A 17,274-nucleotide genomic window follows, 5' to 3' on the forward strand; every position below is an offset into this window, starting at 1 on the left:
GAACAATCGGCCGAGAAAACGACTTGGATTTCTCACCCCATTAGAGTATATTTCTAGGCAAGTTAAACAAATTTACTTGGCGACTTAAATTCGCCCACAAAAAACAAAAGAGATATTCTTCAGAGGCTGGATATAGGTTCGTAACAAAGCCTCCATTTTTACATTCGGGAAAGCTCTTATCTGTTGAAATTCATCTATAGCAACGATAACCTTATTCTTTTGAGTTTCCAAGAAGTCAAAGATGGACTTAAGAGTAGCCACCTTCTGATTTTCATTTTGATAGGCTATACTCACTTGAGGCGCCCCCGTAATGGAATCAAAGCTCAGCAAAGGGCGAACACCACCCATAGCCGAAAAAAACTTTTTTACCAGGGAATTTTCCTGAGCACTCGCCACTACAGCCTCAGAGAACAGTTTTACAAAGTCCTCTAGATTGTTTGCCGAATAAATATCCACATAACAGGTGACAATCTTACGATGCTTTGATTTTATCTCATCAAAGACTCGATAGATTAAACCCGTTTTGCCATACCTGCGGGGAGAAATCAAGGTCACGTTGTCTCCCGACAACAATAGACTAGACACGTGAGCAGTTTCGCTCACTCGGTCACAGAATAATTCACTAGACTTATAAGGCTTTACTACAAACGGATTTTCCATAGCGGCTCCATTTTACAAAATGCATTTTACAAAATGTAAAATACAAAATGTTTAATATAAAGTCAACTTTTCGGGGACAATCTCCATACAAAAAAAAGAAAGAAGTCCCTTTCGGAACTTCTTTCTTCAAATCGATCTGATTTTGAGAATCTGAATAATTTGAGATAGAACAAAAAATATCCAGATTCAAAGATTTGTTTCTGGAATTAACCCAGAACAACCTCAACCTTGTGAACGCCAGAAGTGAACACCGGTGCGACGTTGGAATCGATTTCCTTGCCGTCGACAACCATCTTGGCAACGCCCTTGCAGACGTGCTTCGGGTTCTTCACGGAGATTTCGTAGGTAGCGCCACGGAACTTACGGGTCACCTTGAATTCGCCCCATGCGGAAGGAATGCAAGGATTGATGATCAGGCCCTTGAAGCTAGCGCGAACACCGATGATGAACTGGGTAGCAGCCTGGTAGGTCCAGGAAGAGGTACCGGAGAGCCATGCGTTACGGCCCATACCGAACTGCTTGTGTTCGTCACCGAGGATGTTCTGCGGATAGCAGTACGGTTCGGATTCGAATTCGTCCAGCTTGACGTTCTTTGCAGCGGGGTTGATCTGGTTGTAGTACTGGAATGCCTTGTCGCCACGGCCAAGGATGGTTTCAGCGATCATCACCCACGGGTTGGTGTGGAGGAAGATACCGCCGTTTTCCTTTGCTCCAGGAGGATAGGTGGAGATGCCACCAACGGTCGGATCGAAGCCGCGGTAACCCGGAGTAGAGCTCTTCACACCGTTAGCAGTGTTCAGGAGCTTGTTCAGGCTGTCCATGCCCTGTACTGCGCGATCGCCGTAAGCGATGCCAGAAATCACAGACCAAGACTGGCTGTTGCAATAGATCTTGCCGTACTTAGCCTTGTTGGTACCGTAAGCGGTGCCGTCCTTGCCGAACCAGCGGATCCACCACTTGCCGTCCCAAGAACTGTCGTTGAAGGCCTTCTTGATTTCTTCGTACCACTTCTTGTACATGTCCAGGGACTTCTTGTCGCCGAGAGCTTCGCAGATGTCCATCATTTCCAGAAGGGCCTTTGCGTACAAGCCGGAGTTGAAGTTGGATTCTGCACCCAGCGGGAGGTTCATGCAGTCGTTCCAGTCAGCGAAGCCGAGGAGCGGAAGACCATGCTTACCCATGTGAGAATGGGTGAATTCGAGAGAACGCTTGAGGTGTTCGAGGACAGTGCCCTTCGGACGGTCTGCGCGCTTCTTGCCAGCAACGTAGAACGGAATTTCTTCGTCGAGGAGAGCGAGCTTGCCAGTTTCCTTGAGGTAGTTGGCAACAGTGAGAACGATCCACAGATGGTCGTCACCGTACCAGTCGGCATACATCGGATTGCCCTTTTCGTCCTTGACGCCAGCCTTTTCGCGGGAGTCACCGGCGTTAGCTTCGTTGCCGTTGTCTTCAGCAAGAGCGAGCGGAGCGTACTGGTGCATTGCGTTACCTTCGGGGCGCTGTACGGAGAGAAGGTTCTTGGCCAGTTCCAGAGCTTCTTCCGGCATGTGGCTCATAACGCCCATGAGGTCCTGGCTGGAGTCACGGTAACCGATACCGCGGCTGGTGCCGTAGCCCAGCTGGTACAGGGACAGGTAGCGAGACCAGTTCTTGGTGGTGTGGCACTGACGGGGGTTGTGCACGTTCACCATGGAGTTGAATGCTGCATCCGGGGTTTCCACCTGGATGGTAGAGAGGTACTTGACCCAGAACTGAGCCAGTTCTGCGAAAGCCTTGTCGACGTTCTTGAGGTCGCGGTACTTCTTGATAGCCTTGTTAGCAACCTTGAGAGACTGTTCCTGACCGAGCTGAGTGCAGGTACGGAAAGTCTTGCCGGCAGCAACCTTGCCAGCGTGAATCATGAGAGCAGCGATGTTGTCGCCACGGTCGCATTCAGAGTTGGAAAGTTCCTTGTTGCCGAGGGACAGCGGAGCAGCCCAGGAGCCCATTTCGTTGGAGCCGAGGAATACGCGGCGGTCGCCATCGAAGGAGGAAACCTTACCGTTGGCGGTAACGTAGTTCACGGCGAAGTCACGCTTCATGTAAGCGTACTGTTCGAGAACCAGGCAGCCATCCTTTTCCGGATGAGCCTTGAGGGTCATGGTCTGGGGAACCCAGTCAGCGTTGGTGAGCTGCTTTTCAGCTTCGAAGTGGCTGAATTCGTAAACGGGAACAATATCAATTTCCTTAGCGGCCTTAGAGATATTGGTAACCTGGATGTCCTGGAGGAGGGTGTTGGATCCGGTCGGAACGAAGATAGTGACCTGAGTGCGAACGCCCTGGCATTCAGCAATCCAACGCATGTAGGACAGACCCACGTGGCATTCCCACTTGTCCATCTTGGTGAGGGTCGGAACCACGAACGGAGAGAACACGCTGTAGCCGCCCTTAGCATCCTTAACGCGGATGTAAACAGTGCTTGCCTTGAAGTCAGAGCAGGGCATCTGAGCGATGTACTTGGTAATACGGTTCAGAGCGGGGTCGCCCTTGCAAACCAGGGTACCACCGGTAGTATCAACAATACCACCGAAGTTCAGGGTACCAACGTAGTTGCACCACTTGATCGGGGTTGCCGGGTTGGTGAGAACGTATTCTTTAGCAGCGTCATCGAAGTAACCGTACTTGGCGGCGGCCTTAGCGGACACCTTCTTTGCAGCGGGCTTCTTTGTCTTTGTTGTAGCCATTGTATCTCCGTTAGAGAGGGGTTGTGTATAAAAGGGGTTAGGATTTAGGGGCTAGGGGTTAGGGGCGCTGGTTAAGAACGTTTCCATAATCCTTATGCAACTAAATTCCTCTTATGGTTAAAATCTAGAAATAAAAAGTGCAGCGGGAGAAACAAATCTCCCCCGTTGCGTATACATTTGTTTTACTTTTCAGCGGAACCCTCACCTTCGGGCTTCTGGTTAAAGTTTTCGAAGGGGCGGTTACCGAAGTTGATGTAGAAGTAGCCATCCAGCTTCTTGTTGCGGACAGGGTCACGCAAAATGCCGATAGCGGCGCGGACATACTTCAATTCCACCAGAATATGATCGCGGGACATGCAGTTCAGGAACGGACCTTCCGGATAGAGAGTGGGCTTCGGTTCTTCTGCAATCATCTTTTCAAGATTTTCAATTTCGGCCACCAGTCGGCGTTCATGAGCTTCCAGAGTACGGATCAGTTCCTTGTTGTCAGCGCCAAACAGGAACGCAAAACCCAAGGTACGAGGATCGTCGTTAAAGCCGGTCAGGTGTCTCAGGACTTCCTTCTTCAGCACGTCACGACCCTTGTCAGTAATATTGAACACCACGCGTTCCGGACGGTTGCCGTCGCGTTCGGTACGGCCCACAATGCAGCCGTTCTTTTCAAGGGTAGTCAATCGATTGTAGACGGTAGAAGTGCTCAAGTTGGCCCAGCGGTCCAATTCACGTTCGCGGACTTCGGTAATAATGTCGTAACCACTGCGTTCGTGTTCAAGAATAAGACCCAACAGTACCAAGTCATATCGATTCATTTGCCCATTCCTCTTCTATTTTTGCCAAATTCGGGAATTCATCGTTCTGTGATAATAAAATTTAGCATTATTCCAACTTGGAATATACCTAAAATTTTACAAAGTGGAACATTTTCTTAAAAAAAATTGAAAAAAGTAATAACGGAAATAAATCTTCTGAACAAAAAAGCCTCGCTCTGAGTAGAACGAGGTTTTGAACTTCTTCTGGAGAATCTGAGTTATCGCTTCTTGGGCATCTTGGACTTGGCGATGATCATGAAAAGCATGGTCAAAAAACCGCCGGTTACCAGCATGGCGGAGGCGCTGACTGCAATATTCCCCATGCCCACAATGGGACTTGCAATACCACCCATGAGGAAGCCTGCGGCACCCATGGCGGCAGAAGCGGTTCCTGCATTCTTGCGTTCCGCATTTAGGGCCAATGCGCTGGCCGGCGGCTGCATCAGACCGAACATGAATGTGGTTGCCATAAAGGACACCTGGAGCAAGGGCAGCGGTGCGTGGGTCTGCAAACAGGCGGCCACGGCAAGGGATGCCACAAAAATACCAAAGCCTGCGATTTTAATGGCCGTACGGTCACTACGGATCTTGCCGGAAGTGGCGCATCCAATAGCAGTACACAGGGCGATCAAAGCAAAGCAAAGACTAAAACCGATGGGGCTCAGTCCATAAAGCTTCTGGAAAATGAAGGGCGATGCGGCGATATAGCCGAACAGCACAATCATGGAAGCGGAACAAACCAGGAAGTAGCGGACGAATTCCCCATTACGGAAAACTTCACCGTACAGCGTAAAGCTTGCCAAAATGGACTTCTGGCTACGGCGATGAACCGGCAGGGATTCCTGGAACTTGCCCGCCATAAACAGCAGCACAAAACCATAGAGAAGCAGAACTGCGAAAGTTCCCTTCCAGCTCATGAAGTTCAGCAGGAAGCCGCCCAACACAGGAGCCACAATGGGGGCAACCCCATTCACGGCGCTTACCATAGCCAGGAACTTGGTAAGCACAGGGCCGCGGTAAGAATCTGCGGAAACGGAGCGTGCAATCACGATACCGCCAGATGCTGCAAGACCTTGAATCAGACGGAAGATGTTAAAGAGAGTGATATCCGGGGCATAAATACAAGCGCAGGTACCCGCCACAAATAGGATGAGGCAAATCACCAGCAGGCGCTTACGACCATACTTGTCACTTAGCGGGCCAATAAACAACTGGCCAATAGAAAGTCCCAGCATGCTCATAGTCAAACTCAGCTGGGAGGCCGATGGCGTAGCCTTGAAGTAATCAGCAAGATTTGGCAAAGCCGGCAGGTAGAGGTCAGTAACGAAGGGCCCGAAGGCAGAAAGCATTCCCAGGAGGAACATCAAGAACGTGAATTTGGACTTGGAACTCACGAAACAATCCTTATAAAATCAACTGGAGTCTTACACCAAACATCGGTTTCTCGTTGATTTCGCGGGCCAACGATAGAAATTTTCAGAAGTTCGTTCAAGGGGATTGCGCAGCGCTCATCACAAACTCAGTTATAATGCCCTTCTACAACACGAGAATTCACCCCTAATTTCTCAGTTTTTCGACCGTTATCTAGAGGCGTAAAATCTACAACTCGCTGAACAACTCTATCTAAAACATTTTCCCAGTTCTCCCTATCCATCGCAAAGGCAAACGTATCGTCAACTCTAGCATTGCCATAAGCCAACAAACGATCATCCTCTATCGAGAAAATGCTATAGAACAGAGTTGCGTTCAATCTTGGCTTACCCGCGCAGTTTTGCCTGGCGTTGGGCTCAACATCCCTCCAAAAACGTAGGGAATCAATAGTGACAACAAGTCCAGAAAGACTATCTAACTTGTCCCGCTTAAAATATGGGATTTTCATATCCTTGCCGTCCCAATTTACAAGTTTCGGCTCCACATCCTCATCAGAAATAGACCTAACATAAGGAGTCGCAGCAAAATACTGATTAAAAGCCCTTTCCAGATAAGACACGTACCATAGCCTAAAGCTTTTAAACGAGCCAAAATCATCCAGAACATCGCTCTCGTTATCCACAAAAGGTTCCGTCGCAAGAATCGTAATAGAGCTGGGAGGAGCAAACCAAGCGGGATCAGCAAACTTCCTGGAAGATCCGCCACACCCCGTAAAAAAAACAAGCGCAAAAGAAACCAATAAAAGGAAAGCACATTTTTTCATCACCCAACAAACCTCTTATGGATTTCTGCTTTCCAGATCAACCCGAAAGACAAGATGTGAATCAACAACATCCTTTACAACAGGGATTTCCATTGACTTCTTGAATAAAATTTTTGATTCGCTAACATCGCTATAAAGGATTGCCGTATATTTTTTGTCACTCCTGTTATAAACGATAGAAAGCCCCTGATACGGGACGCCGTCTCTATACCACAGAATCATGTCATCGTCGTATTCAGATTCTTCAAGAGCGTACGACGGGCGGGTGATTTCTATCCGGCGCACAGACTGTTTCAGAGAATCCCCAGAAACTTCCGGTGTAGCCACATCAAATCTGCTACCGGAAAATACAATTTCGTCATTTCGGGATTCGTCCTGAACAGTTTCGTTCACAACAATTCGGAAAAAATTTCCGTATTGACTGCTGCAGCCCGACAACAGGGCAATACAAGAAAATAAAGCTATAACACCTAACCGCATGTACACAATATAAATAAAAAACGGCTCGCAACTGTTAAGCTGCGAACCGTTTTTAAGCTTATGCCTGGCACTGCTACGCAGTGCTAGCTTATCGGCTCGGAAATGAAAACAAACTAGTTTGTTTTCGCTTCACTCGCCTTATTAAGCCTTATTGAGGCGATCCTGAATCATGTCGATGATGTCAGAGAGTTCCTTCGGGAGGTGAGCGCCGAACTTCGGATAGTGATTTTCCTTAACGTCAGCGAGTTCCTTCTTCCAGCCTTCAACATCAACGGAGGTGATTGCGGGGAGAGTCTTCTTGTAGCATTCAGCGAGGCCTTCAGTGTTGAGGGCGCCGTCTGCCGGCATCAGACCAATCGGGGTTTCCTTAGCATTGTCCTTGCCGTCGCAACGGTCGAAGATCCAAGCGAGGACGCGGCTGTTGTCGCCGTAACCCGGCCACATGAAGCCACCCGGAAGTTCTGCATTGTCAGCGTCCTTACGGAACCAGTTGACGTAGAAGATCTTGGGGAGCTTGTCTTCGGTAGACTTCTTACCGATTTCGATCCAGTGCTTGAAGTAGTCACCCATGTTGTAGCCGCAGAACGGGAGGATTGCGAACGGGTCGCGACGGATCTTACCGACTTCAGCAGCGTTAATGGTGGAAGCAGCGGTGATTTCGGAACCAACGATGGAGCCGAGGAACACGCCGTGGTTCCAGCTCAGGGACTGGTGAACCAGAGGAATGGTGGACGGACGACGGCCACCGAAGAGGATTGCGGAGATAGGAACGCCTGCAGGATCTTCCCATTCAGCAGCAATGCAGGGGCACTGATATGCCGGAGCAGTGAAGCGAGCATTGGGGTGAGCCATTTCTTCGCCCTTAGGAGCCTTGTCCTTGGGGAGAGCGTCACGGGTATTGCCCTTCCAGTCAACCAGCTTGCCAGTTGCAGGATAGCCAATGCCTTCCCACCATACGTCGCCATCTTCAGTGAGAGCGCAGTTGGTGTAGATGGTGTTCTTTTCAGCAGAGATAAGAGCGTTCTTGTTGGATTCTGCGGAGGTGCCCGGAGCAACGCCGAAGAAGCCAGCTTCAGGGTTGATGGCGTAGAGACGGCCATCAGCACCAAACTTCATCCATGCAATGTCGTCACCGATGGTTTCGACCTTCCAGCCCGGGATAGTCGGGATGAGCATAGCGAGGTTGGTCTTACCGCAAGCAGACGGGAATGCGCCAGTTACATACTTGACCTTGCCTTCCGGGTTGGTGAGCTTGAGGATGAGCATGTGTTCAGCCAGCCAGCCTTCGTCGCGAGCGAGAACGGTAGCGATACGGAGAGCGAAGCACTTCTTGCCGAGCAGGGCGTTTCCACCGTAGCCGGAACCGTAGGACCACACGAGGTGTTCTTCCGGGAACTGGGAGATGTACTTGAATTCAACGTCAGCGCAGGGCCAGATGCCGCCGTCGGTTTCGCCGTTGTTGAGCGGCTTACCAACAGAGTGGAGGCAAGGAACGAAGTCAGCGTTCGGGTCAGCGTTGAAGATGTCGAGAACCTTCTTGCCGGCGCGAGTCATGATGTCCATGTTGAGAACGACGTATTCGGAGTCAGTGATTTCGATACCGTTCTTGGAGATTGCGGAACCGAGGGGGCCCATGCAGAACGGAATCACGTACATGGTACGGCCGTGCATACAACCCTTGTAGAGACCGGACATGGTCTTCTTCAGTTCAACCGGGTCGATCCAGTGGTTGGTCGGACCTGCGTCTTCTTCCTTAACGGAAGAGATGAAGGTACGGGATTCAACACGAGCCACGTCAGACGGGAGAGAACGGAACAGGTAGCAGTTTTCCTTCTTAGCGAGCTTAGTAGCGAGACCTGCGTCAACGCACTTCTGCATAAGAGTGTTGTATTCTTCAACGGAACCGTCAGCAACAACAACGTTGTCCGGTTCGCACATTGCGATGACTTCTTCAACCCAAGCCTTGATCTTCGGGTGCTTGATGTCGTTCAGAGTAAGAGACATTATGAGCTCCTATTTGGTTAATGTTAAGGCGACCTGAACACGTGGTCCGTGCGCAATTCGCCCTTTCGAGAATTTTCGAACGCTGAAAATGTATAAAAATTTGAAGCGAATAGACACTATCGAGTTTGAAAAATCGTTCAAAATCACACTGAACGAACAAAGTACGGCAAATCAAACCACCCATGGCAGACGACCTCGCCTAGTCCCGTTGACAGTCTCTAAATATTTTTCAGTAAAATTTGCGTTTTTCCACCATTTTTTCTTAAAAATTTGATATTTTATGCATTGTAATTTTTTTCTTTACTTTTTTGAGGAAATATGAGTTGGTCTTACTCTAGAGAACATCAAAAGAATATTCTCTGCATGATTATGGCCGGTGGTCAGGGCAGCCGTCTGCAGCCCCTCACCCGCGACCGAGCAAAACCCGCCGTTCACTTCGGCGGAACTTACCGCATTATCGACTTCGTACTGAACAACTTCATCAACTCCGGCATTTTCAAGATCAAGGTGTTGACCCAGTTCAAGTCCGACTCTTTGAACAAGCACATTTCTGCTGCCTGGAACCTGAATGCAAGCCTGGACCAGTATGTGGACCTGGTTCCCGCCCAGATGCGTACAGGCGACGAATGGTACCGCGGTACCGCCGACGCCATTTTCCAGAACATCAACTTGATTACCGACGAACGTCCGGACCTGGTGGCAATCTTCGGTGGAGACCATATCTACAAGATGGACATCAACCAGATGATTGATTTTCACCTGTCCCGTGCAGCACTTCTCACCATCGCCGCCATTCCCGTGCCGGTGAAGGAAGCTAGCGAGTTCGGCATTATCGAAGTGGATCAGGACAACCGCATGATCGGCTTCGAAGAAAAGCCCAAGAACCCTAAGGAAATGCCGGGTCGTCCGGGTTGGTGCCTCGCTTCCATGGGCAACTACCTGTTCACCAGCAAGTTCCTGGTCCGCGAGCTGATGAAAGGAGCTGAGAATGGAGCTACCGACTTCGGCAAGCACATTATTCCCGCCCTGTATCACGATTATCCAGTTTACGTCTACGACTTCAATACAAACATCGTTCGTGGTGAACAGGCAAGCACCAAGGGCTACTGGCGCGACGTAGGAACTCTTGACGCCTTTTACGAAGCAAATATGGACCTCTGCTCCGAAAATCCGCCGTTCGACCTTTACAACAACTACTGGCCCATCCGTACTTTCAACTGGAACCAGCCGCCTGCACGATTCTTTGCTGGCGAAGGCGAAGCCCATCAGGGAGCAGCCATCGATTCTATCGTGTCTGCCGGTTGCGTTATCGGTGGCGGCACCGTCGTAAAGAGCATTCTTTCTCCTGGTGTTACCATCCAGAAGGATGCCATGGTGGAAGAATCCATCCTCTTCCCCAACGTGACCATTGGACCGGGCGCCAAGGTACGTAGAGCCATTATCGAAAAGGGCTTGCATATTCCTGCAGGCTTCCAGATTGGCTACGACCTGGAACGCGATCGCAAGCTGTTCCATGTGACAGAATCTGGCATCGTCGTTCTCGCCAAGGATACCATCATCAAAGCCTAAGGCCTTGATAGACCGAGTTCGCAGTACATCCGGCGAAGAACCTACGATGTGCGAACTCTCTCGCTAAAAAGGACCGGTTTAAACCGGTCCTTTTTGCTCACTGATCAAGGTGAAACAAAGCGAGTGATGCGATAGCCGCGCCAAAGTTAAAGATTAAAGGAAGCCCCGCATTCGCGGGGCTTTATTCGTTTGAAAAAGGAATTCCCTACGGAAAAATTTCTAACTTTTAGCTGTATGAGTGAAGATGTAACAAGCACACTTTCTCAAAAGGTGCAAGATATTGCAAAGTCCCCCAAATACCGCGGGGCAATCTTCCAGATCGAGGCCGACGAAAATGGTCTCGCCCTGGTGGATGTGAAGGAAGCAAGTCTCAAGGTCTACTTGATGATCGACCCGGACTGCGACAAGATTCTCGAAACACGTTTCTTTACCTACGGTGGCCCCATCTTTACCGCTCTTGCTGATACTTTCTGCAAAAAGATTCAGATGGCAACCATCGACGATGCCTGCAAGATTACTGCAGAATCTATCGAAGAAGAACTGCGAGACATCCCCGAAGTACGCGCCATTCCGGAAACCGCTCCTGAAATCAGCCAGATGAACAAGCTAATCGCTAAGGTCCTGGAAGAATATCCCGAAAAGAAGGCAACCGCCATTATCGTTCGCGAGAAGATGGAACGTATCAAGTACCGCACCCAGACCGCAGAAGGCCGTGCCGAGGCTGATGCCGAATGGAACGCACTCACCAAGGTGCAGAAGATCGAGAAGATCGAGGAATGGCTCCACAAGTCTGTCCGCGGAACCCTGCAGGGCGACGGCGGTGACTTGGAAATTTTAGACCTTACCGAGGACAACCACTTGAAGATTCGTTTCCAGGGAGCCTGTGCTGGCTGTGGCAGTGCCATGGGCGGAACGCTCTTCTACATCGAGGACGAACTGCAGAACAACGTCTACTATAACTTGATTGTTGATCCGGAAGATCCGCTGGACAGTATCAACCAGGAACCCTCCGTATTCGGCGGTGAGCCCAGCGAAACCTAAATTAGTAGGAAGTAGACGGTAGACTGTAGGAAGTTTTCTAGGATTTCTATTTCAAAAGAATTTTAAATTAAACCAACAAACGTAGAGGTTATTTAGACAATAATTAATGATGCGCGTAGCGCCTAACATTCACTGACTACTGTCTACCAATAACTTACTACCAACGAGGATAATATGGCTAAAGAACCGAAAGAACTGAAACTCAAGTTCGTTGACCCGCAGCCCATGCGCTACGGTGAAAACTCTCACCAGGCAGCTGTTTTCTACCGCGACCCCACTTGCACCGAAGCAAGCCTCGCTACCGCAAAGCAGCTCCACGGCAAGGAACTCTCCTACAACAACATTGTTGACGCCGACGCAGCTCTCGAAATGGCTCGCGAATTCGCTGGTGAAAATGCAGTTGTCATCGTGAAGCACATGAACCCCTGTGGCCTCGCTACCGGTAAGACCCTCCGCACTGCCATGGAAGCAGCATGGGAAGGTGACCCGGTGTCCGCTTTCGGTTCTGTTATCGCAGTAACCAAGAAGGTCGACCTGAAGACTGCAGAATTCCTGAAGGGCAAGTTCGTTGAAATCCTTCTTGCTCCGGCTTTCGAAGCCGACGCTCTTGAATTCCTCAAGAACAAGTCCAAGGACATTCGTCTCCTTGAAGTTGGCGAAATCAAGAAGGCCACCAAGATGAAGGTCTACAAGCACGTGATCGGCGGTATGCTGGTTCAGGACCGCGACGTTGACGTTTACGAAAAGTTCGAATGCGTCACCAAGAAGAAGTTTGCAAAGAACAAGGAAGCCCTCGCCCGCTTCACCTGGATCGTCACCAAGCACACCAAGTCTAACGCCATCGTCATGGGTTACGAATACGCCCGCGGCTACTTCCAGGTTCTGGGTCTCGGCCCCGGCCAGCCCAACCGCATCGACAGTAACCTCCGTCTCTGCCAGCCCCGCGTTCGCGACAACGTCGCCCGCATGAAGGCAGCCCAGAAGTTCTTCAACGAAAAGGGCAAGTGCATCGACAAGGCTGGCCTCAAGGCTCTCGAAGCTAAGGTGTTCAGCGAAGTCGTTATGGGTTCCGACGCATTCTTCCCGTTCCCGGACAACGTGGAAGCCGCAGCTGCTGCAGGCGTGCAGTACATCGTGCAGCCGGGTGGCTCCAAGAAGGACGACCTTTCCATTGAAGCTTGCAACAAGCTTGGCGTGGCAATGGTCTTCACTGGAATGCGTCACTTCCGCCACTAAGAGGAACGTCGCCTAGGCGACACCAATAAACAGCCGCGAAATTGCTCTCGTTCCTCGCAGGCACAAAAATGTGTCAATGCGAGGAGCGAAGCGACGTGGCAATCTAAGTTTTTATAGGTATCCATGATTCAATCTTCCCAAAAGGAAATCAATCAGAAAGAAAAGGATTTGTACTACACCGTACTTTCTTTTTTGAAGAAGATCCGCAAGGCGGGCAAGACCACCGATAAGGAATGGAAGGAATACCGTTCCAACATTAAGGGAATTGCACTCTCGCCCGACATGGGTCGCGCCGCAGACATGTGGACCATGGACAACCTGGACCAGTTCATGCCGGACAACACCATGCTGCCACCGCTGAACGATATGGAAAGCATCGCCCGAGTCTCCCCGGAATTTTTGTCCCAGCTGATCGAAGCTCTCTACTACGGCATGCTGAACCTGACTCAGGCCAACATGATCTCGGATGAAATACAGGACGCAGATCCTGATTGCGTCACTACAGCTTCTCTTGAAGAACTCCTTGTAAAGCTCTGGATTGGCAACGCCAAGACCTACAAGAAGATGATTGTTAATTAGGTTAAAGCCTAAAGGATAAAGGTTTAGAAAGTCGCGGCCCTCCGGTCGCGATTTTTCGTTTTTCTAAATTTGCGTACATGACTCAAAATGTTTCTGCACAGAAAGTTCGTGTAATTGGTGGCGGTCTCGCCGGTTGTGAAGCCGCACTGCAGTTGGCAAGCCGCGGTTTCGATGTTCATCTTTATGAAATGCGCCCGGTAAAGCCTACCCCCGCCCATCGTGATGGTCATTTGGCCCAGCTGGTCTGTTCCAACAGTTTCAAGGCTCTTGGGGTCACAAGCGCACACGGACTTCTGAAGCAGGAACTGAGAATGCTGGGAAGCTTCCTCATGGAATGCGCCGCCGAAGCCGCCGTGCCTGCGGGCGATTCCCTCACGGTGAATCGCGACATCTTCAGCGACCTTGTCGAGGCCCGCATCAACGCCTGCCCCAACATTACGCTGCACCGCGAAGAAGTTACCAGTCTCGCCGGAGACTGCCCCACGCTGGTTGCCGCAGGTCCTTTGGCCAGCGACACTTTGGCCGACGACATCTTTAAGCGCCTGGGCAGTGACCGCCTGCATTTCTACGACGCCATCGCTCCCGTAGTGGAAACGGATTCCATCGACTTTGACCACGCCTTCTATATGAACCGCTGGGAAAAGGGCGAAACAGCAGACTTTATCAACTGTCCCCTGGACCGGGAAACTTACGAGAAGTTCGTGGCCGCCCTGGTGGACGCAGAATCCGTGGAGCCCCGCCCCTACGAAAAGCATGAGCTGTTCGAAGGCTGCCTCCCGGTAGAAGAACTGGCCCGCCGCGGTTACGAAACTTTGCGTCACGGCCCCATGCGCCCCATCGGTCTGGGCCTTGGCAATAACGGCAAGCTTTGGTACGCCGTGATCCAGCTTCGCGCCGAAAACAAGCAGAAGACTTTGTACAACATGGTGGGTTTCCAGACCCGCCTCAAGTGGGGAACCCAGAAGGAAATCTTCACCATGGTACCGGCTCTGAAGAATGCCAACTTCGCACGCCTGGGCTGCATGCACCGCAACACCTTTATCGATTCCCCCAAATTCCTGGACAAGACTTTGCGCCTGCGCCCGGATCTGGAATGCGCCAAGGACATTCCGCCCACATGGTTTGCAGGCCAGATTACCGGTTCCGAAGGCTACACCGAAGCGGTGGCCACCGGCTGGTATTCCGCTTGGAATATGGCCCAGACTCTTTTGCACGGCCATGCCGACCCGCTGCCGGATGAAAGTTGCATCGGCGCCTTGATGAACCGCCTGGTGGAAGAAAACGAAGACTTCCAGCCCATGAATTTCAACTTCGGCCTCCTCCCCCATCACGAAGGCCTGAAAAAAAAGAACAAGAAGGAAATTCTTGGAGCCGCAGCAGAACGCGCCGTTCGCCAGTGGATCGCAGAACGAACCATCGGGAACGCCCGCTTCGTTAATCCGCAGGCAGACGAAAACTGCGAAGGTTAATTCTTTTGAATAAAGCCATCATCTTCGTACTTGGTTTACTGCTTTCGTACGCATCGGCGTTCGCTAGTTCGGACCATGAACAGAATATCAGCATAAGCTATGGTTATTTCAATCTCAATGCTATGGCTATTGTGTCTGGCAACATAATATCACATGCTTTCGATAAAGATTTCGAAGATGAAGAAGTAGACTTTATAACGGCAAGTTCATTCAACATTGCCTACGGATTTGAAGTCGGAAAACTTCTTGAAACCGGTGGTTTCCTGACTTACGCATACGTCGCAAATGATATCAATATGCATACCATTTCGCTCATGCCCAAGGCAAAGTTCAATTGGGTCAACAAGACAGATTTTCGTTGTTACTCCCAGTTGGCATTCGGGGTCGCCACAATTTTTGACAGTGACACATTTGATGTTGAAGCTGTATTCCACATCTCTTTAATCGGCTTCGAATTCGGATTAGACACATCATTCTTCTTTGAACTTGGTGCTGGACAAGTCGGATCATTTTCTGCCGGCGTAAAATTCAGCTTATAAAAAAGGCTCCCTCGAGGGGAGCTTTTTTAATTCAATAAGCGTAAAGCATCTTTTATTGAAATAGCCTTGACCTTGGTGTTTTGAAAATCCTTAAGGTTCTGAGTCACAACGAAATCAAGATTTGATACAGAAGCGCATTGCTGCTGTAAACCATCTTCTAGATCCTGAAAAGGGGTTTGATTCAACACGTTATCAAACATCACCTGGCTTTCAGGAATAACTTTCATATTTGCTAGTACAAACAACGTTAGAATTCTTCGTTTTTCTAACGTCAAGTTTTTTCGCGTTATATAAAACAGATCTGTTAGCGAATGCGACGAAACATATCCATCAACAACACCATTCACTATAGCAGACATCAAGCGCTCTGCATCTAAATGAAATTCACTTCTATTTAAAATCCAATCTATCAAAACATTCGTATCAACAAAGATTCTCATACGCCATACCGGGCATCAAGATATTCATTCATTGATTCACGAATATTTAAAGATTCCGCATCGATGCATCCGGAAAATTCCTTGAACAGGGCAATATTGCCTTTCATTGTAGAATTTTCTTTTGCGCTCATTGCATCAAGTAAAACAGCAAGCAACTCAGCCTGCTGTTCTGCTGTAAGCGACAAAACATTCTCTGTATATTCAGCAAAAGCGGTTTCTGACATATTGATAAATCTATAAATCGTTTATCAAAAATGCAAGTACACCAAACATTTTGCAAACTACAGTTTGCACGATCCTATCGGATTTGCGGTCCACCAGAAAAGAAAAATCCGTGATAACAACTAAAAACGAATCATCGAACGATTAATGTCCGAAATCTTTCGGGCACCGCACATGTACATGGTATCTTCAAGTTCGGCCTTGATTTTATCCAGGTAGATTTCGATGCCTTCCTGACCGCCACCGTAATAAGAAATCAAGACGGGACGGCAAATGAGGCAAGCGTCTGCGCCCATGGCCAGGGCCTTGAACACATCCAGGCCGGAACGGATGCCGCCATCCACGAGAATCTTGGTTTTCGGAGCCGCCCCCGCGGAACCAGCGGTACCCTTGACGGCTGCAACAATTTCCGGAAGCACTTCTGCGGTAGCGGGAGTGTCGGAGAGAACGCGGCCACCGTGATTGGAAACGATGATGGCGTCGGCACCGGCTTCAACAGCCTTGAGGGCGGTGCGGGCGCTCATGATGCCTTTGACAATGAAGGGCACTTTTGCATAAGCCTTCAGTTCGCGCAGGTCTTCGACGGTCTTGGTACCGCCACCCTTGCCGTTGAAAGTCTTGAGATGCGGAAGGCCAGCGCTATCCACCACCACACACATGGCCTGCGGCAAGCAATCCTTGTACAAGTCCATCAGGCTCTCAATGCCTTCGTTGGTGCCGGGATTAAAAACAGGAATGCCGCAGTTGCCGTGTGCCTTGCCCGATTCGATGGCGCGGTCCCAGACTCGCTGGTCGCGGCCATTGCCGTAGGCGTGGAAAATTCCGCGGGATTCACAGGCGGCCATGCACTTTTCATTAAAATCCGCCACGTCGTCGGTGGGGTTAAACTGCATGGCGATAGACCCGATGGGAGCGGTAATGAGAGGCAAACTTAGCTTGAGGCCCAGCAGCTCAGTGCTAGTATCAATGGGAGTGTTGGGAACGAAAGTATCCACATTCAGCTTGATGTTGCGCCAAGCCTTGAAATTGTCATTGGCACCGTTGCCCGGAGCCTTGGAACCGGGGCCCGGCATGGTGTTGCCGCAGGCAAGGCCGTTACAGACGGGGCAAACTTTGCAGTTGGGGCCAATGTTCTTCTTTGCGTTTTCAAGAACTTCTTGATAAGTCATTTGATACCTCAAAAAAGAATATAAGAAAGAACAAGCAAATAAGCATTGTTTCAATGATATAAAAAGAAAAAAAAACAAAAAATAGGGTACTAGAGTCACATAAAACATCTTTTTAGTAACCCACATTTTAATTTATCCGT

At 49.8% G+C, this 17,274-nt stretch carries 16 protein-coding genes; 6 read left to right on the forward strand and 10 right to left on the reverse strand.

Annotated elements, in window-relative coordinates; genetic code table 11:
- Window positions 1–84 precede the first annotated feature (84 nt).
- From BGX12_RS03970 to BGX12_RS04000, 7 genes are all read right to left on the reverse strand, one after another.
- Complete coding sequence (locus BGX12_RS03970) at window positions 85–660, reverse strand: P-loop NTPase fold protein (RefSeq protein ID WP_109734798.1); 576 nt, start codon at window positions 658–660, stop codon at window positions 85–87.
- A 206-nt stretch (window positions 661–866) separates the two neighbouring features.
- On the reverse strand, window positions 867–3,383 hold the full coding sequence (locus BGX12_RS03975; RefSeq protein ID WP_109734799.1) for a GH36-type glycosyl hydrolase domain-containing protein: 2,517 nt from the start codon (window positions 3,381–3,383) through the stop codon (window positions 867–869).
- A gap of 182 nt (window positions 3,384–3,565) precedes the next feature.
- Window positions 3,566–4,192: a PadR family transcriptional regulator gene (locus BGX12_RS03980; protein ID WP_109734800.1), complete on the reverse strand. Its 627-nt coding sequence runs from the start codon at window positions 4,190–4,192 to the stop codon at window positions 3,566–3,568.
- 218 nt (window positions 4,193–4,410) lie between these two features.
- Complete coding sequence (locus tag BGX12_RS03985) at window positions 4,411–5,586, reverse strand: multidrug effflux MFS transporter (protein WP_109734801.1); 1,176 nt, start codon at window positions 5,584–5,586, stop codon at window positions 4,411–4,413.
- Between the two features lie 125 nt (window positions 5,587–5,711).
- Complete coding sequence (locus BGX12_RS03990) at window positions 5,712–6,386, reverse strand: hypothetical protein (protein ID WP_109734802.1); 675 nt, start codon at window positions 6,384–6,386, stop codon at window positions 5,712–5,714.
- A 15-nt stretch (window positions 6,387–6,401) separates the two neighbouring features.
- Window positions 6,402–6,779 (reverse strand): hypothetical protein, encoded by a 378-nt coding sequence (locus BGX12_RS03995; protein ID WP_109734803.1) that lies wholly within the window; start codon window positions 6,777–6,779, stop codon window positions 6,402–6,404.
- A 228-nt stretch (window positions 6,780–7,007) separates the two neighbouring features.
- A complete protein-coding gene (locus tag BGX12_RS04000) occupies window positions 7,008–8,870 on the reverse strand; it encodes a phosphoenolpyruvate carboxykinase (GTP) (protein WP_109734804.1) in 1,863 nt (620 codons plus the stop codon).
- Window positions 8,871–9,188: 318 nt separating this feature from the next.
- On the opposite strand from BGX12_RS04000, the gene glgC reads away from it, so the two are divergent.
- The 6 genes from glgC to BGX12_RS04030 all read left to right on the forward strand — a co-directional run bounded on the left by glgC (window position 9,189) and on the right by BGX12_RS04030 (window position 15,303).
- Window positions 9,189–10,439 (forward strand): glucose-1-phosphate adenylyltransferase, encoded by a 1,251-nt coding sequence (gene glgC / locus BGX12_RS04005; RefSeq protein WP_109734805.1) that lies wholly within the window; start codon window positions 9,189–9,191, stop codon window positions 10,437–10,439.
- Window positions 10,440–10,673: 234 nt separating this feature from the next.
- Window positions 10,674–11,480 carry a NifU family protein gene (locus BGX12_RS04010; protein ID WP_109734806.1) on the forward strand — a complete coding sequence of 269 codons (807 nt, stop codon included), beginning with the start codon at window positions 10,674–10,676 and terminating at the stop codon, window positions 11,478–11,480.
- A 174-nt stretch (window positions 11,481–11,654) separates the two neighbouring features.
- Complete coding sequence (locus tag BGX12_RS04015) at window positions 11,655–12,716, forward strand: IMP cyclohydrolase (protein WP_109734807.1); 1,062 nt, start codon at window positions 11,655–11,657, stop codon at window positions 12,714–12,716.
- A 123-nt stretch (window positions 12,717–12,839) separates the two neighbouring features.
- Window positions 12,840–13,295, forward strand: a complete 456-nt coding sequence (locus BGX12_RS04020; protein ID WP_109734808.1) for a hypothetical protein — start codon at window positions 12,840–12,842, stop codon at window positions 13,293–13,295.
- 77 nt (window positions 13,296–13,372) lie between these two features.
- Window positions 13,373–14,764, forward strand: a complete 1,392-nt coding sequence (trmFO, locus tag BGX12_RS04025) for a methylenetetrahydrofolate--tRNA-(uracil(54)-C(5))-methyltransferase (FADH(2)-oxidizing) TrmFO (RefSeq protein WP_109734809.1) — start codon at window positions 13,373–13,375, stop codon at window positions 14,762–14,764.
- A gap of 5 nt (window positions 14,765–14,769) precedes the next feature.
- Window positions 14,770–15,303, forward strand: a complete 534-nt coding sequence (locus BGX12_RS04030) for a hypothetical protein (protein ID WP_088658775.1) — start codon at window positions 14,770–14,772, stop codon at window positions 15,301–15,303.
- Between the two features lie 26 nt (window positions 15,304–15,329).
- On the opposite strand, the gene BGX12_RS04035 is transcribed toward BGX12_RS04030, so the two are convergent.
- The 3 genes from BGX12_RS04035 to BGX12_RS04045 all read right to left on the reverse strand — a co-directional run bounded on the left by BGX12_RS04035 (window position 15,330) and on the right by BGX12_RS04045 (window position 17,134).
- The gene (locus BGX12_RS04035) at window positions 15,330–15,743 is read right to left on the reverse strand and encodes a PIN domain-containing protein (RefSeq protein ID WP_109734810.1); all 414 of its coding nucleotides are present in this window, start codon (window positions 15,741–15,743) and stop codon (window positions 15,330–15,332) included.
- Window positions 15,740–15,967 (reverse strand): hypothetical protein, encoded by a 228-nt coding sequence (locus BGX12_RS04040; RefSeq protein WP_109734811.1) that lies wholly within the window; start codon window positions 15,965–15,967, stop codon window positions 15,740–15,742. The genes BGX12_RS04035 and BGX12_RS04040 overlap by 4 nt, the downstream gene beginning before the upstream one ends.
- Window positions 15,968–16,087: 120 nt before the next feature.
- Window positions 16,088–17,134 carry an alpha-hydroxy-acid oxidizing protein gene (locus tag BGX12_RS04045; protein WP_109734812.1) on the reverse strand — a complete coding sequence of 349 codons (1,047 nt, stop codon included), beginning with the start codon at window positions 17,132–17,134 and terminating at the stop codon, window positions 16,088–16,090.
- Window positions 17,135–17,274: the final 140 nt, after the last annotated feature.

The sequence above is a fragment of the Fibrobacter sp. UWR4 genome, from assembly GCF_003149045.1.
Taxonomy (GTDB): Bacteria; Fibrobacterota; Fibrobacteria; order Fibrobacterales; family Fibrobacteraceae; genus Fibrobacter.

Excerpts from the sequence above, each read along its gene's own strand:
- trmFO (WP_109734809.1), top strand. The coding sequence starts at position 13,373 with ATGACTCAAAATGTTTCTGCACAGAAAGTTCGTGTAATTGGTGGCGGT.
- BGX12_RS04015 (WP_109734807.1), top strand. The coding sequence starts at position 11,655 with ATGGCTAAAGAACCGAAAGAACTGAAACTCAAGTTCGTTGACCCGCAG.
- BGX12_RS03990 (WP_109734802.1), bottom strand. The coding sequence starts at position 6,386 with ATGAAAAAATGTGCTTTCCTTTTATTGGTTTCTTTTGCGCTTGTTTTT.
- BGX12_RS04000 (WP_109734804.1), bottom strand. The coding sequence starts at position 8,870 with ATGTCTCTTACTCTGAACGACATCAAGCACCCGAAGATCAAGGCTTGG.
- BGX12_RS04010 (WP_109734806.1), top strand. The coding sequence starts at position 10,674 with ATGAGTGAAGATGTAACAAGCACACTTTCTCAAAAGGTGCAAGATATT.
- BGX12_RS04040 (WP_109734811.1), bottom strand. The coding sequence starts at position 15,967 with ATGTCAGAAACCGCTTTTGCTGAATATACAGAGAATGTTTTGTCGCTT.
- BGX12_RS03975 (WP_109734799.1), bottom strand. The coding sequence starts at position 3,383 with ATGGCTACAACAAAGACAAAGAAGCCCGCTGCAAAGAAGGTGTCCGCT.
- glgC (WP_109734805.1), top strand. The coding sequence starts at position 9,189 with ATGAGTTGGTCTTACTCTAGAGAACATCAAAAGAATATTCTCTGCATG.
- BGX12_RS03980 (WP_109734800.1), bottom strand. The coding sequence starts at position 4,192 with ATGAATCGATATGACTTGGTACTGTTGGGTCTTATTCTTGAACACGAA.
- BGX12_RS04020 (WP_109734808.1), top strand. The coding sequence starts at position 12,840 with ATGATTCAATCTTCCCAAAAGGAAATCAATCAGAAAGAAAAGGATTTG.
- BGX12_RS04035 (WP_109734810.1), bottom strand. The coding sequence starts at position 15,743 with ATGAGAATCTTTGTTGATACGAATGTTTTGATAGATTGGATTTTAAAT.
- BGX12_RS03970 (WP_109734798.1), bottom strand. The coding sequence starts at position 660 with ATGGAAAATCCGTTTGTAGTAAAGCCTTATAAGTCTAGTGAATTATTC.
- BGX12_RS04045 (WP_109734812.1), bottom strand. The coding sequence starts at position 17,134 with ATGACTTATCAAGAAGTTCTTGAAAACGCAAAGAAGAACATTGGCCCC.